11 protein-coding genes and 2 pseudogenes are annotated in these 15,531 nt (G+C 43.3%); 5 read left to right on the top strand and 8 right to left on the bottom strand.

Annotated elements, in window-relative coordinates; genetic code table 11:
- Nucleotides 1-40 precede the first annotated feature (40 nt).
- Nucleotides 41-2,188 (top strand): adenylate/guanylate cyclase domain-containing protein, encoded by a 2,148-nt coding sequence (locus tag QZ918_RS06300; RefSeq protein WP_293152915.1) that lies wholly within the window; start codon nucleotides 41-43, stop codon nucleotides 2,186-2,188.
- Complete coding sequence (locus QZ918_RS06295; protein WP_293332485.1) at nucleotides 2,181-3,659, top strand: mechanosensitive ion channel family protein; 1,479 nt, start codon at nucleotides 2,181-2,183, stop codon at nucleotides 3,657-3,659. The genes QZ918_RS06300 and QZ918_RS06295 overlap by 8 nt, the downstream gene beginning before the upstream one ends.
- 169 nt (nucleotides 3,660-3,828) lie before the next feature.
- On the opposite strand, the gene QZ918_RS06290 is transcribed toward QZ918_RS06295, so the two are convergent.
- From QZ918_RS06290 to QZ918_RS06260, 7 genes and pseudogenes are all read right to left on the bottom strand, one after another.
- Nucleotides 3,829-4,767, bottom strand: a complete 939-nt coding sequence (locus QZ918_RS06290) for a calcium-binding protein (protein WP_293332482.1) — start codon at nucleotides 4,765-4,767, stop codon at nucleotides 3,829-3,831.
- Nucleotides 4,719-4,913, bottom strand: coding sequence for a hypothetical protein (locus QZ918_RS06285; protein WP_293332479.1), 195 nt, complete (start codon nucleotides 4,911-4,913; stop codon nucleotides 4,719-4,721). The genes QZ918_RS06290 and QZ918_RS06285 overlap by 49 nt, the downstream gene beginning before the upstream one ends.
- Nucleotides 4,914-4,962: 49 nt before the next feature.
- Nucleotides 4,963-5,490, bottom strand: a complete 528-nt coding sequence (locus QZ918_RS06280; RefSeq protein WP_293332476.1) for a hypothetical protein — start codon at nucleotides 5,488-5,490, stop codon at nucleotides 4,963-4,965.
- Between the two features lie 410 nt (nucleotides 5,491-5,900).
- A pseudogene (locus QZ918_RS06275) lies at nucleotides 5,901-6,921 on the bottom strand (IS4 family transposase).
- Nucleotides 6,922-7,003: 82 nt separating this feature from the next.
- A pseudogene (locus QZ918_RS06270) lies at nucleotides 7,004-7,623 on the bottom strand (transposase family protein); the annotation flags it as partial.
- A 281-nt stretch (nucleotides 7,624-7,904) separates the two neighbouring features.
- On the bottom strand, nucleotides 7,905-8,738 hold the full coding sequence (locus tag QZ918_RS06265; protein ID WP_293332473.1) for an inositol monophosphatase family protein: 834 nt from the start codon (nucleotides 8,736-8,738) through the stop codon (nucleotides 7,905-7,907).
- Nucleotides 8,739-9,006: 268 nt separating this feature from the next.
- Nucleotides 9,007-10,440, bottom strand: coding sequence for a BCD family MFS transporter (locus tag QZ918_RS06260; protein WP_293332470.1), 1,434 nt, complete (start codon nucleotides 10,438-10,440; stop codon nucleotides 9,007-9,009).
- 271 nt (nucleotides 10,441-10,711) lie between these two features.
- Here QZ918_RS06260 and QZ918_RS06255 point away from each other — a divergent pair, with 271 nt between their 5' ends.
- Both QZ918_RS06255 and QZ918_RS06250 read left to right on the top strand, forming a co-directional pair.
- Nucleotides 10,712-11,656, top strand: a complete 945-nt coding sequence (locus QZ918_RS06255) for an aldo/keto reductase (RefSeq protein ID WP_293332677.1) — start codon at nucleotides 10,712-10,714, stop codon at nucleotides 11,654-11,656.
- Nucleotides 11,657-11,908: 252 nt separating this feature from the next.
- Complete coding sequence (locus QZ918_RS06250; RefSeq protein WP_293332467.1) at nucleotides 11,909-12,427, top strand: methyltransferase family protein; 519 nt, start codon at nucleotides 11,909-11,911, stop codon at nucleotides 12,425-12,427.
- On the opposite strand, the gene QZ918_RS06245 is transcribed toward QZ918_RS06250, so the two are convergent.
- Nucleotides 12,407-13,729 carry a helix-turn-helix domain-containing protein gene (locus tag QZ918_RS06245; protein ID WP_293332464.1) on the bottom strand — a complete coding sequence of 441 codons (1,323 nt, stop codon included), beginning with the start codon at nucleotides 13,727-13,729 and terminating at the stop codon, nucleotides 12,407-12,409. The two genes, QZ918_RS06250 and QZ918_RS06245, sit on opposite strands and share 21 nt — an antisense overlap.
- A 296-nt stretch (nucleotides 13,730-14,025) precedes the next feature.
- On the opposite strand from QZ918_RS06245, the gene QZ918_RS06240 reads away from it, so the two are divergent.
- Nucleotides 14,026-15,318, top strand: coding sequence for a glycoside hydrolase family protein (locus tag QZ918_RS06240; RefSeq protein WP_293332461.1), 1,293 nt, complete (start codon nucleotides 14,026-14,028; stop codon nucleotides 15,316-15,318).
- Nucleotides 15,319-15,531 lie beyond the last annotated feature (213 nt).

The following is a 15,531-nucleotide window of genomic DNA, read 5'->3' as shown; positions in this document are numbered from 1 at the left end:
AGATGAAAGAAATAATACCCAGACTCTCAGGAAAAATCCTATGCAATTAGTGAATCATTTAAGTATAAAAACAAAACTCATAGTCATGTTGCTGGTAGTCAGCCTTTGCGCTATGCTCGCGAGCACGTTTATATGCTCTAGCAGTGGGAAAGCTATTCTGACCGAAAAAGTCTTCAATCAATTAACCAGCCTTAGGGCTGTGAAAGCTTATCAAATCCAAGATTATTTTGAAACCCTTAAAAACCACACCCAAACCCTCAGCGAAGACTTGACAGTAGTCGCCGCCCTACAGGAATTTAAGACAGCTTACAGCGAACTTGAAAAATCTAAAATTCCAGCGAATTTTGACGCAAAAATTGATACCTACTACCAGAAAGAATTTTTAACCAAACTAACGCGAACTAACGAGGGTTCGCCTGTTCTGGCAGCATACAGGCCAAAAACACCCGCTGCTCGTTACCTACAGTACCACTACATCGCTGCTAATCCCAACCCCGCTGGCAAGAAACTTCTCCTTGATACTCCAGGCGACGCCAGCGCTTACAGCCGCGTTCACGCCCGCTACCACCCTCTTTTTCGCAATATAGTTGAAAAATATGGTTACTACGATATGTTTTTGATCGATCGCGAAGGAACTGTTGTCTACACGGTTTTTAAAGAAGCCGACTTTACCACAAGCTTGATCGACGGCCCCTACAAAGAGAGTAACCTAGCGAACGCGATCGCCGCGGCACGACAGGCAAAGGGAAAGGGGTATGTGAAAATAGTAGATTTTAAGCCCTACAGCCCTTCCTACGGTGCGCCTGCGGCTTTTATCGCTGCCCCAATCTTTAACGGCTCGGAATTTATTGGTATTTTGGCGTTCCAGTTTCCCGTTGACAAAATTAACAATGTGATGACTGGTAACAAAAATTGGAAACAAAGCGGTCTGGGCGATTCAGGAGAAACTTATCTGGTTGGGTCGGATTATCTAATGCGCTCTGCATCTCGTTTCCAGATTGAAGACCCAGAAGGTCATGCAAAAATTTTAGCCTCTATCGGTACTGATGAAAAGACCATCAAGAAAATCAAAGAGTTCAATACTACAATCCTCCTACAGCCAGCGCAAACAACAGCAGTGAAGGAAGCGTTGTTTGGGAAACAGGGCACGCAGGTGATCGAGGATTATCGTCGTATTCCTGTTTTGAGTTCTTATTCTCCACTAGATATTGATGGATTGAGGTGGGTGATATTGGCGGAGATGGATGTTTCGGAAGCCTATGCGTCAATTCACTCCTTTGAAAAAACAATTGCGATCGCAGCTACTGCAATCATCGCGCTAATCACGGTTGTTGCCATGTGGCTGACCGCAATCTTTGTCAGACCCATCAAGAAGTTAATCGCTAGCACCCGCCTGGTGGGGGCTGGGGAATTTGACGCGGTAGTGAAATCGGGTTCAGAAGATGAATTTGGAGACTTAGCTAAATCATTTAACCAAACGATAGGCCGCCTTCGTGCCGAAACTCAACTAATTCAACAGAAAAATCGCGAAAATGAAGCATTAGTCTTAAATATATTTAGTCCCGCAATAGCCAAACGCCTCAAACAGGGCGATCGAGCAATTGCCGATCAGATTTCTCATGTCTCGGTTTTGTTTTCCGACCTCCATCGATTTACTAAGCTCTCTCAAACCATGTCAGCTCCCGAAGTTATCGATCTGCTTGATGAACTGGTAACAGCCTTCGATGAAATGACCGAAAAATACGGTTTGGAGAAGATTAAAACTATTGGTGATGGTTATATGGCTGTATGCGGGCTGAGTGTGCCACGTTTGGATCATGACAAACGCACGGTAGATTTTGCCTTGGAAATGCTGGCATTTGTCCACCGATTTAATTATGAAAAAGGCTTGGATCTAGACGTAGAAATCGGTATCAATTCAGGAGATGTAGTTGCAGGTGTCATTGGTAAAAATAAATTGCTCTATGACGTTTGGGGTGAGACCGTAAATATTGCCAATAGATTGAAGTCGGCTTGTCCCCCCGGTGCAATCTTTGTGTCTCAAGATATCTACGATCGCCTGCACGATCTCTACGATTTTGAGTTGGTTGGTGAAATTCAAGAATCTGGAAAAGAAAAGTTAATAGCTTGGCAAATCACAAGTTATAAGCTTCCAGTAAATGTTGGATCGGAGGAAGTCCATGAATAATTTAAGCTCTTCAAACGACTGGGAGATGTGGGCAGTAATTGTCGGATTAGGGTTCCCACTCCTCGTCGTTTTATTAGGAGAGGTTATTTATCACCTACAAAGGCACGCTAGACCGCTGGCGACTACCCTGCTGGTTATAAAAAACCTTGTCCTGCCGGTCTTAATGGTGATGATTTTAATCAGGAATGTCCTGAAGCTTGACGTTAATGGGAATTTTCCCAAGCTCGTAGCAACACTGTTCTGGATATCTGCCATCTACGCATCTCTCTCGCTGCTTAATGTGATTTTGTTTGAAGAAGCTGAGGCTAATACATGGCGGGCACGGATGCCCAAATTGCTGATCGATCTTTCTAAGTTTTTTTTGGTGCTTGTAGGAAGTGCGATCGTGCTAGCGGCAGTGTGGGGTGCTGATTTGGCCGGTCTTGCTACTGGATTGGGCGTTAGCTCAATTGTGATCGGTTTGGCGCTTCAGGATACACTAGGTAGCGTCATGTCTGGCATGGCGCTGCTTCTAGAACGTCCCTTTAGTGTTGGTGATTGGTTGCGGATTGGAGATATCGAAGGTGAGGTAGTTGATATCAATTGGCGATCGGTTCGCCTGCTCACTCTCCAGCGCCAGATGATAATCGTTCCTCATCAGTTCATTGGAAAAGGAATCATCCATAATTACAGCCAACCAGAACGCATTTATAACCAACGCTTCAATATTGGTTTTTCCTACGATAGCCCGCCTAACCTCGTGAAGCAGGTACTAACAAGTACAGCCTTGGCTACCCAAGGAGTATTAGCCGAACCCCAACCAAATATCAAAACCAAATCCTATGATGAGACTGCAATTATGTATGAGGTGGAGTTCTTTATCAAAAACTTTGAGGATGTAGACCAGATAGTCGATCGATTTATGACACGAATTTGGTACGCAGCACAGCGAAACAACTTAACGTTATATCGTTACCGATACTCATATCCTGTGGAAGCTGCTGATAAGGCAGATAGCGCTTCAACTAAGTTAGCCCAAAGCCTGCACTCAATTCCTGGATTTATGCCTTTAGCTAGAGAACCCAAAAATTTGGATGACTTAGCTAAGGGAACTATTTTACAGAAGTTTGGTGCGGGAGAGAAGGTCATCCGGCAAGGCGAGCCTGGTAATGCTTTGTACATTATCATTGCGGGTCAGGCTAAGGTCACAGTCAGGAACCAGTTTGGCATGGAGTTGGAGGTAATGACTATCTTGCGTGGTGAGTTTTTTGGGGAAATGGCACTATTTAGTGGGGAACCGAGTCCGGTATCAATCGCCGCCGTTGACGATTTGCAAGTTCTTGTCATCTACTCAGATGCTGTAAATACGATGATTGAACGCCAACCAAGCTTGGGGCGCGAGATAGGTCAAATTATAGAATCGCGAAGCAAAGCCGTAAGTATGGCTCAAAAGGCAGACGTTTCGTCAAGAGCTAAGGTTGATTCCCTATGAGGATTTTGAAGTAAATTGATATCGAGTAACCAATTAAGGGCTCGGGACTAATTTTCTGTTCGGGTTGTGACAATTTTACCATTCTTGGGGCTGGTGAAAAAGCACGGTCTATGACCCTGCAAAGTATAACGAATCACAGCCGCCTCTGCAAAACCCGGAGAAGTCAAGCCTAAAATATCCTTACAGGGAACTGCATTTGCGAAGCCCAGAGACCGTCAATTTTTGCAATCAATTCACTTCCAGACCAGAGAAAGGTTTGAGTGATGAGGTTTTGCGCCTCAATATTCACGCCACCTAAAATTATGTCACTGTCTGGATTAAACCTCTGAATATAGGCGTAATCATTTCCACCAGCGACTGAGTACCAATTTCTTGTACCATCACCAATATAAAATGTGTTAAGAGATTGACCGCTGTTGCCAATTAAAGTATCTACCTCAGCACTAGACAAACTGTTGTTTTCTGAACCTCTTAATATGTTCTGACCGGTACCACCTGCGAGAGTGTCGTTCCCCAAACCACCAAACAAGATATTGATGCCGTTTCCACCAGTGAGATAATCATTACCCTCATCACCGCGAATGGTATTCCTGCCATTTCCGCCATTGATGTTGTCATTTCCAGCCCCGCCAGAGATGGTGTCATTCCCAGTGCCAGCAGTGATAAAATCACCACCCGCCTCACCAAAGATCAGATTATTTCCATCTCCGCCACCAAGGGCGTCAACTCCATTCCCGCCGAAGATGATATCATTGCCAGTGCCAGCAGAGACAATATCGTCCCCATCCCCAAAATAATAAGTATGGTTGCCGTTGTTGTTGTAATATTTCCCAAAAATCCCAGTCCCTGTTAATACGTCGTTTCTGTTAGTCCCATAGATAATTCGGTCATTTATCTCGCCATCAAGCTTAGCAGCAACCAGAAACAAAGGATTATATTGAGCATCAACGGGAATCACTCCTTCATGCACTTGAGCAGAGACATTAAAATCCCCTTTATAAAAGTTTGGTCGAAATTGATGATCGGCCCGCGTGTCACTCAGACCCAGAATATTTGTGGCTAATCGTAATAATCGGCGGGATTTGTGAAACCCGGAAGCAGCAGCCATACTTTTTGACCGCTCCATCGATCGGCAGAGGGAGTGCCGAAGGGCGCGCGAATATTTATTTGGCGCTGACTTGGACTAAAAGCATTGCTAGGTGGGTTCTTAGTTTCGCCACCTGTCACCAAAAACGGAGTATCGATTACTGTCATGGGAAATTCCTCTCAAGTTAGGTTGTTAAAGATTATTTGTTTCTGTTGACTAACCCTTTCTCGACTTTCTCCACAGGTGAACTCCACCCAAGCCCAAAAAGGCCAACAATGAGGCGACGGGGGAGGAGTTCTCCGGTACAGGAGTAGATTCAGTAGTAGGTTCAGTAATTTCTAAGCTCACACTCCCATCACCTCCAATAGTTCCATTTCGCAAGGCGAAATTAAATGACCTGGGATCTCCGAACATAAGTCCGTCTTTTCCAGATGCAGAAAAAATTTGTAAGCCAAATTGAATTGGAATTCCGTTCAAGAAAGCCAAAACAGGAGCGTCTGGAAATCCGTCCACATCACTAGCCGTATAGGTAACAGGAGTTAAACCTGTAGCAAAGTCCAGAAATCTAAAGTTCAGAGATAGCAGTCCTGGTCGAGCTTGATAGTCACCATCATTCATGACCAGGAACTCCTCGCCGACTTTGGTCAGATGGGTATCGTCGTAGGCAAAGTCACCTGTATAGATACCTGCAAAGTCGCCCCTAGTTATATCAACCCTGATTGTGCCTCCTATTGTGGCTGCCATAGCGGTCGCTCCTCCAAATGTGGATATTAAATATGTCCCAAGGATAGCGGTCAGTCCATATTTTATGTTCATTGGATATTCCTGATTTGAAAGGCTTCACCCACAACCGTGAGTTTGTTTTCGTCTGTAGCAGCAATTAACGAAAACAACATCTTGAGATACAAATTAAAGCTTCTTATCGGTATTGTAAATCCGTAAATTTACTAGAGTTTTTTGCTAAAATCATGAAATATTTTTTAAATGTAGGTTATTTTCTCTAGATCCAGCTTCGAGTTAGGTTGCTAAAGATGATTAATTGTTTCCTTTTCTCGACTTTCTCCACAGGTGAACTCCACCCAATCCCCAGAAGTGTTGAATGCTTATTAATAGGATTCTGAAAATAGACATACGAATCCTATCAACTGCTGATTTCAGCAATTGAAAACAAGTTCCTTAAACCAGTGAATATAGCTGATTTTCACACACATAAAAGCCTGTAAATATCGCAACTTGTCTAATAATTTATTTCCAATTTCATTAGGAACTTCAACTAACTGAAGCAACAAATAACAAATCAAACAAGCATAGATTTGTATCTTAATTCCATTAGTATTTTTAGTGATTAGACGAGCTAATTTTAAATACATTTTTAAGAATTTCCACAGCAATTCAATCTGCCATCGTCTTCGATAAATTTCTCCAATTTCGACCTTAGTGTATGCTAATTTTCCTGATTCAGGTAAATTAGTAACAAACCTAAATTCAGTCCGTGTTTCTAAATCTGAAAAAGTCACTAATCTTACTTGAACTTTTCGTTTGTCACTCCACACTTCATAAGTTCCATCTTCCTTCATGTTGATAGTAGAATTATTCTTAATTCGTAGTACAAAATATTGATTTTCTCTTTTTAGCAATGCTTGAACACGTTCAGAACTAGAAAAACCTCTATCCATTACAGCGACTCCATTTTGAGGTGTCGCTGATATGGTTTCATCTCCATGCTCACTGTCATGACCTTGACCAAAATGAATGTGTACTCCATCAATTATTCCCCGTTCATTGTCTGTTCCAGCAAATAACTTTACTTGATGGTATTCCTGTTGCCATAGTAATTTACTTGTCAAGGTAACTATCGTTGAATCTAAAGGGAATAAGCTGAGACAATCTTTGTTGATTGATTGACGTTTTATATCGGCTTGGAATCTTTCAAAAATTTTTACAAAAACATCAATATTTCTATGCTTACTAGCTTTGAAAAAAAGTTGATATATCTAGGGAAATATCTCGACTGTTTAAACGGGAAAATAGGGAACGCATAGTATCGAGACTTTGGTCAAAACTAAACCCTAGCCAGCAGGAAACAAATGTGAAGCTATCTAAAACAGGATAATCATCTTTGGGTAAATGGGCGAGATACCGTTTGACAATTTTGGGGAAGTTAGAAAATAACATTTTAGTTGATTATTGATAATTTATAACTCTCCTATTATACATTTGTCTGTCAATTTTAGCAATCTTTTCCTATCATTCAACACTTCTGGATATAACTATTAGTGTGATAGTCTTTTATCCCTTGATAGCCACTATCTTGTAAGCTATTTGTTTCCGGATAAAAATAAATTTCACTTTTTTAAACAAGTTAAAGTCGTGGCAATGCCCTGGTTCAAAAGCAGTGCAAATAATTTCTTTTGTCTCTTGATTGATTACCAATTGAGTTTTTAGAGTATGACACTTTTCTTACCTGAGTAATATCTTTTCTGTTTTTTTGGGGGTCGTTCAATTGTTGTTTCTGTGACATCCATCACCACGAATTCTGGATAATCAGAGTCTTTGAGTAATGCTTTTTCCCCCGGAATACGGAACTTTCCTGTTTTCATTAAAGTTGATTCAATATCAGTTACAATTCGGCAAATTGTTGATTCAGATACTCCCCAATTTGTCCCAATATGAAAATATGTTCGATATTCTCTCCAATATTCCAAGGCGACTAAGACCTGTTCTTCGAGAGTTAAGATGGTGCGGCGTCCTGTATTTATGATTTTCTAGCCGGAAGTTTTCGAGGGCATTAACCATTGCTTTGAGAGTTTGAATTTTGATACCAAATCTACGTTGAAATTGAGAAGGTTTTAAATTTAGATAAGATTGATTTTTCATGATTTACTCGTTTTGTAACGACAACAGAACTTTATAGCATTTTATCCTATTTATAACAAGACCAAAGTGAAAATAAGTTAAGAGTATGGATTCAATCAACTCTCAGAAAAATCTTTCATTATATCATAAAACTCTTTTGCAAGAGGTCTATTGTACGATTTGTGGGATTTGTGCGATCGCTCCATTAAAATAAAACAGGTTCGTAGTGAGGACTTTAGTCCGCAAGAAAGAAGGACTGAAGTCCTCACTACGAACCTATTGGGTTCGAGGCGACTTTAAGATTAGCCCATTTTTTTCTTCTTCCAAGCTTCAACAAACGGCAAAAACACCGACACCAATTCCTGGCGACTCATCACCAAAGTTGGAAAAGAAACCCTCGCATAATTCTTACCCACTTCCAGCGGAAAAATCGCTTGGGATTCCAGCGGTAGCCAAACCGCACCCGCAGCCTTGACAATTACCCAACTCCCAGCAATATCCCAAATTTTGGGAGTCGCTTCTACTCCTCCCATCGCCACACCGGAAGCCACCATCACAAAATTGTAACTAGCCATCCCCAACATCCGAATTTTACTCGGAAGATGAGGCCCAATTCCCACACTCCGCGAACACAAATTAAAAATATGATTTCCACTCAGTTTATCATCACTCGGGCGAATCGGGCGATCGTTTAAAAACGCACCTTGAGGCATATTTGTCAATACAGGATCGTCGGCCAAATTCTCTGCATAAAAACCGTGGAAAGTTTGATTCAGAGGTGGCAAATACACGCAGCCAAAAACGGGAGTTCCGCGATACAATAAACCCAAAGAAATTCCCCAAATCGGAATGCCCCGAGCAAAATTAGTGGTAGCATCGAGAGGATCGACAACCCAACACCATTCAGTATCGGGTAAAACGTGTTCTCCTTCCTCGCTCAAAATCCCGTGACTGGGAAACGCAAGTGCGATCGCATTTCTAATCTCTGCATCCGCCCAATTGTCAGACTTCGTTACTAAACTGCCATCAGATTTCTCATCCGCTTGTGCATAACCAAAATCTTTCAAAAACTGCTGTCCGATTGTCTTGACAGTAGTTTGAGAAAAATTTAAAATAGACTGCCAAAAATCTTGCATTTGTATTTTGTTCGTAGTAAGGACTTTAGTCCTTTCTCCACGATATCATGCGGACTGAAGTCTTCACTACGAACCTTTGTTTTTTGTTCTAGATAATGCGGACTGAAGTCCTCACTACGAACCTTTGTTTTTGTCGTAGATAATGCGGACTGAAGTCTTCACTACGAACCTTTGTTTTTTTCTTCACGATATCATGCGGACTGAAGTCCTCACTACAAACCTTTGTTTTTGTCGTAGATAATGCGGACTGAAGTCCTCACTACGAACCTTAGTCTAGTTCATTTTCGAGGATAGTTGCGATCGCACTTTTAGCATTATCCTGAAATTCCGCAACATCCACCCGACTCAACAGATACACAGCGAAAATCATACCCACCGCGGGCACAGTAAAAACTAACCCGTAAGCCAACATCGGCACTCCAAACAAAGTCCTGCCAAAATCCAAAATAGCACCGCCGCTAACCGTAGCAAAACCCCGCGCCATCGCCTGCGACAAACCCCAAGCGCCAATAAAAGTCCCCGCAGTTTCCGCAGCCGTCAGATCCAACATCAAACTCAGCGCCCCCGTCGTGGTAATTCCCGAAGCTAACCCGAAACACATCAAAGCCGACTTAAACACAATGGGATTACCAGTAAATCCCGATAAAATAATCAAGCCAAAACAAGCCGCCACTGACAAACAACCCAATCTAATCGTATTTTGCTTGCCAATCCGCGGCACAATTAAAAAACCAGTTGCGCTCAAACCGATGAGAACACCAGTACCGTAGATAGCATTCAACTGCGTACTTTCAGAAATCGGCATCTTAAAAATTTCCCCGCCGTAGGGTTCCAAAACCGCATCCTGCATAAACAAACAAATCGTCATCACCAGCAGGAAAGTAAAAAACAAACCGGTTTGGCGGCTAGCAGTCAAAATCCGCAGGGCACTTCCCAGAGTAATCTTATCTTCGCGATTAACTGCGATCGATCGCGCCCCGTAACGAGAATACTTCTTCTCAACCCCAAAAGTCGCAATCCCCACCAACAGCAAAACCACCGCCGGCACTTTCACAAACAAACCGTTAATCGAAGCCTGCAACACTTCCCGCGGCACATCCCCATCAATCTGCTTCAACAAACCGCTGCTGACAATCGCCCCGATAATAATACCAACCATCAGCATCGACCACACCACACCGATCAACTTCGATCGATCCTCCTCATCCGAAACATCCACTAACAAAGCAGCAAAAGGAGTCGAGCTCGAACAAATCGCGATACCGTAAAGTGCAAAAATCAAACCCAGCAAACCCACCCAGCCGTAAGTCGGAGTCGTCCACCCCACAGCGTCCAAACTAGCGCCCAAGCGCCACATCACCTGCACCGCCAAAAAAGCCGAAATTACAAACAAAACGCTTCCCATCCACACGTAACCCGTGCGGTGATGGCCAAACAAAGGCTTAGCATCCGACATTTGCCCGAACCATACCCTAGCCGGGGCGACAAACTGGTGCATCGCCAGAGTACCAGCCACCACAGTAGCCGGAATCGCCAACTCCTTAATCATCACGCGATTGAGTACCCCCAGCGTTAAAATCGACATCATGCCCAGCCCCATCTGAAACAAGCCCAGGCGGAACATAGTCAGCAGGTTAACTCTTTTAATAGCAGCAGTCGTAGAATCTGTTAATGTAGAATCTGGCAAATCGTCGATCGGCATAACTATTCAAATAAACACAACATTTGAATTTATAGTAACTGAGATATTGCAACCGGCAGCCATTATACCCACAGCTAGAAGCTCAAATGCGATTATTCATATAAAACTAAAGAGAATCAATATACCAACCACCACCTGAAAGCGCGGACATAAATAACCTCATGAATAAATTCCCTAGTCCGCGCTTAATAAACGGTTTGATTCCCGTACTATGTAACTGTCAACTGTCAACTGTCAACTGTCAACTGCTATAATTGTGGATTTACCAACCGTGACAACTATCACCCTAGGACAAAACGGCCCAGCCGTCATTCCCCTGTGCGTCGGAACTTGGGCTTGGGGCGACAAACTATTTTGGAACTACGGCAGCAACTACGGCGCCGCCGAAGTAGAAGCAGCATTCAACACATCCCTAGATGCCGGAGTCAACTTTTTCGACACAGCCGAAGTCTACGGCAACGGCTTGTCAGAAGAATTGCTGGGACAGTTTATCAAAAAAACTAGCCAACCCGTGCAAATAGCCACCAAATTCGGCCCCGTACCCTGGCGGATTACCGGAAAATCTGTTTCCGAAGCCTTGAGTGCCAGCTTAAAACGGTTGCAAGTAGAACAAATAACCCTTTACCAAGTACACTGGCCCTTTAGTTTTTTACTGAGTCAAGAAACCTTGATGAATGCCTTAGCAGACGAAGTAAAACAAGGCAGAATTCAAGCAGTAGGAGTCAGCAACTATTCCGAAGAACAGATGCGCGAAGCTCACAAAATACTAGCAGCCAGAGGCGTTCCCCTAGCAACAAATCAAGTCCGTTACTCATTGCTATCGCGGCAAGTAGAAAAACAAGGAATTGTGCGTGCAGCCCGGGAATTGGGAGTCACAATTTTAGCTTACAGTCCCCTAGCCCAAGGATTGCTCACCGACAAATACACAGCCCAAGAACCACCTACAGGAGCCCGCAAAATGGACTCCCGATTCAGCAAAGTGGGCCTTGAAAAAATCGAATTAGTCATGTCTACCTTGCGGAAAATGGGGAGAAAGCGCGATCGAACGCCCGCGCAAGTTGCCCTAAACTGGCTAATAGCCCAAAACGGAGTTATCCCAATTCCCGGCGCCAAAACCGCAAAACAAGCCGAAGAAAACGCAGGCGCCCTAGGCTGGACTTTAAGCCAAGATGAAGTCAACCAACTAGAACTAATGACACGTCCTTGGCGAGAATAAATCTCTAATAGGTATGTAGTTGCGCTTTAGCGCTTTATCTTAGGTATGTAGTTGCGCTTTAGCGCTCTATCCGAGGTACGTAGTTGCGCTTTAGCGCTTTATCCGAGGTACGCAGTTGCGCTTTAGCGCTTTATCCGAGGTACGTAGTTGCGCTTTAGCGCTCTTTAAACGCGATCGCGCAACTACAAACAATCTACCAGATGCGCCCAAAAATGTCAGTTCCACAATCCCTAGCCGAACTTTCCTCTTCCTATGAAACAACTATTAACTGACTGGGGTTTCACGCGCGAAGGCTGGCGCAACAACAGCCGCGGCGAATATTTAGTATTGCTTCAAGGAGCCTTGCTCGCAGGATTTGCCATCTTACCTGTTTATCAACTGCCGGGATTCAAAATTCAATCAACTCAATTACTTTATCTTACCTGGTTTTTAGCAAGTATTCTCAGCTCTATCGGATTAACTTTCATCATCAAAGGACTGATAGATTTGGGGAAAAACCTCACACCTTTACCATATCCCAGAGAAGACGGAGAATTAGTCCAAACAGGCATTTACGGAATAGTGCGGCATCCCTTGTACAGCGGCGGCATCTTCGCAGCCTTCGCGTGGACAATCTTTCAATTCAGTTTATCTCATTTAATTGCCACTGCCATTTTAGTCATATTTTTTGACATCAAATCCAGCCGCGAAGAAACCTGGTTGAGCAATAAATATCCCGACTATTCAGAATACCGCCAGCGAGTAAAAAAACTAATTCCGGGCATTTATTAAAAGTTCGATATTGCTCGATCGACAGTTTCGTTCGAGGAATCGTTCTCTAACATACTCGCCGATCGCAGGTTGTAGCATTAAACTGCTGGATGCGGTATAATTAAGCGATCGCTCATCGAAAATTAGCGATCGTTCAGCCAGCGCCTCTAACGCTTCCATCAGTTGCCGTCCCGAAACTTGGGGCAAAATTTCCGATTTTAACTTCGCAGGGGTCGCTCCTTCTTGATTAATGGCGATCCAGTACATGATTTGTTGTTGCAGGGGAGACAAGCGATCGAATTGGCGATCGAGCAAATCCCACAAATCGCTAAAAACAGTATTTCCTTGCAGTAAAAATACGTGAATGTCACCGCCAAAAAGTGTTTGAATAGTCGTTGCAGCAAGTTTCAGAGCAAGGGGATTGCCGCCAAAGTAGTTGACAAGAGCTTGACACTGCAATAGCGTTGCTTTTAATCCTTTATCGGCGAGGATTTTCTGGCATACAGGCGGTGAAAGTCCGAAGAGTTTGAGCGATCGCACGGGTGAATTTTCGCCCGATCGCGCGGCAAACCCGCCGGGTTGTTCTCGTCCGGTTAAAATCAGACAACTTTGGTGAGTTTCGTCAGCAATGCGCGCAAATAACTGTCGGTAATCTTCATAACCTTGTTGATATTGTCCGCTGCGATTTCCCCCTTGTAAAATCGATTCCAGATTGTCGAAAATTAACAAGCAGCGTTTGTGGCGCAACTGTTCCATGAGAGCGAGAATAGAATTATTTGTTGCTGATGAATTAGTTAAAATTGGTAAAATATTGCTGACGATAACATCTAATGTCGGTGCTTGCTGCAAACTCCGCCAGATAACAAATTCAAATTGAGATTGAATTTGCTGGGCGAGTTTGACAGACAGAGAAGTTTTGCCAATGCCGCCAAGTCCAAAAATACCGATCGCACGAGTAGAATTGCTGCTAATCCAAGTTTCTAATGTTTCTAATTCCTGCAAGCGGTTGTAAAAATAGGAAACATCGATCGCTTCTCCCCAATCTTGGATGCCCGCACTGCAATCCTGGTAGTGGCGCAAGACTGCTTGCAGATTTTGCTTTGAGACTTTTTCGCCAAGAATTTGAGAGAGATTGCGCCACAAATGCGAACCGACTTGTTTGATATAGTCGTGTTCGTATTTGTGGCGATCGGCTATTTCTTGATAAGAATCTCCTTCCCAAGTTTCCAGAAAGACGCGGGATTGAATGTCAGTGAGTTTTTGCTTTTTGTTAAGAGATTGTAACAGATTATCGATTAGGGCGATCGCCTCTTGTCCTTTCATAGCTTGCCATTTTGACCTATTCAGTAAATTACTGATGTTTCATAAGTGCGAGTTGCTTTTCAGGAAATCTAAACAAATTTACACAATTGACCGAAAGCAATAGGGTTACAAGCCCCCGGTACGGGCGGTGAGGCTAATTCCATTATCTAAAATTTAACATCTAAAATCGATTGACTGCTAGCAGTCTTTAAGGAAATTTACGTAAGTTTACAAAAGGTTGTCACTTTTTCTCACCGGCAGGGCGATATGGTTTGGGTTTTGATTGGGAAAGATAAAAAGGAGAAATAATTATAAATATGCAACCAAGTCAAGACTGCTTAAACCTCATCAAAGAGTCAGAAGGTCTACATCGCAAACTGGCTGATGGAAGAATTGGAGCTTATATTGATCCAGTCGGGGTATGGACAATTGGTTATGGATCAATTCATCACATTGATAAAAATAGGGCTGTAAAACAAGGTGATGTCATTACTGAGGCTGACGCTTCACGCTGGTTAAATTTGGAAGTGGAACAGAAGGCAGCAGCAGTGAATGACCTGTGCAAAGTTTCTCTCAAACAAGGTATGTTTGATGCACTCGTTTCGTTCACGTTTAATTTCGGATCGGGAGCCTTAAAAAAATCAACACTTCTGCGTAAGCTCAACGGGAAAGACTACGAGGGAGCCGCCCGTGAATTCGATCGCTGGATTCATGGCGCTGGGAAAGTGCTACCAGGATTGGTAATTCGTCGCAATAAAGAAGAAGCCTTATTCCGACGGGATGGATGGCCAGGTGATGATATCGAAATTACTCCGTCCGATAATGCTGTTACCCCTCTGCAAAAACCCTATCAGCCACCAGAACTTCCCCTGAAGATTACCCGTACCCTAAAGGAAGGATTTGCCGGCGAAGATTGCTACATCCTTAATTGTGCATTAGCAGAACGCGGTTTTCTCAAACTTGACAGTCAGCCGAATAGCTATACTGCTGTCACTAAAGAAGTTGTTGCACGGTTCCAAGGTGAGAATAATCTCAAGCTTGACGGGATTTTCGGTCCCAAAACAAAAGCAACACTTGCTGCTGCACTTGCTAAGTCACGCAAACGTTTGCCTGAACCAATGTTAGAACGGATTTATTGCCGTCTGACTCGCACCAATGACGTAAATTCCGACGGGCTGGAGTGGTTGTCACTAGACTTTATCAGTTCTCAGGGAAACATTCTTAACTCGCTTTCTGTTGTTTCAGGTATTAGTGACACACAACAGAATTTTAATCTTCCTGAAGATAGTGATGCAGGCAGTTTAGAGCCAATTCCTCAAGGACGCTACGTCATCGGGGATATTGATTGGGCGAGTGGCAAGGACAATTACGATGTTGCTCACTTTCATCAAAATGATGGGATTGGCCCAGTCTTTGTTCCTCTAATTAAACATTTCACCCAGATTGACGATCGCGATGCCTTCGGCTTTCATGTTGATTGGAACGAAAGACATTCACCAGGTAGTGCTGGATGTGTTTGCCCAACCACAATGGAGGATTTGAAAGAATTGGTCAGACTTTTGCGTCTTTACGATCCTCGCGACCTTTTTGTAGACTGGGGTCTGCTGTAAGTAGACACCACCTGTTAAAACTATCTAGGGCGATCTGGAAATCCTGTTCTACAAGATATCTTAGGGGTTGTCTAAAGTTTTAAAAGTGTTTGAATAGTAAGCCGATCGCACTTCGTCACTCCTTCATCTCCTCATCAAATAACGGGAAATGAAGGTGAAGAGTGCGATCGCCCTTTCCCTAATTCAACAATTTACCCATTTACAGAATTTTAC

The sequence above is a fragment of the Microcoleus sp. CAWBG58 genome, assembly GCF_020883045.1.
GTDB lineage: Bacteria > Cyanobacteriota > Cyanobacteriia > Cyanobacteriales > Microcoleaceae > Microcoleus.
The sequence above is the reverse complement of the archived record's forward strand: the minus strand, read 5'-3'. Positions and strand labels throughout refer to the sequence as shown.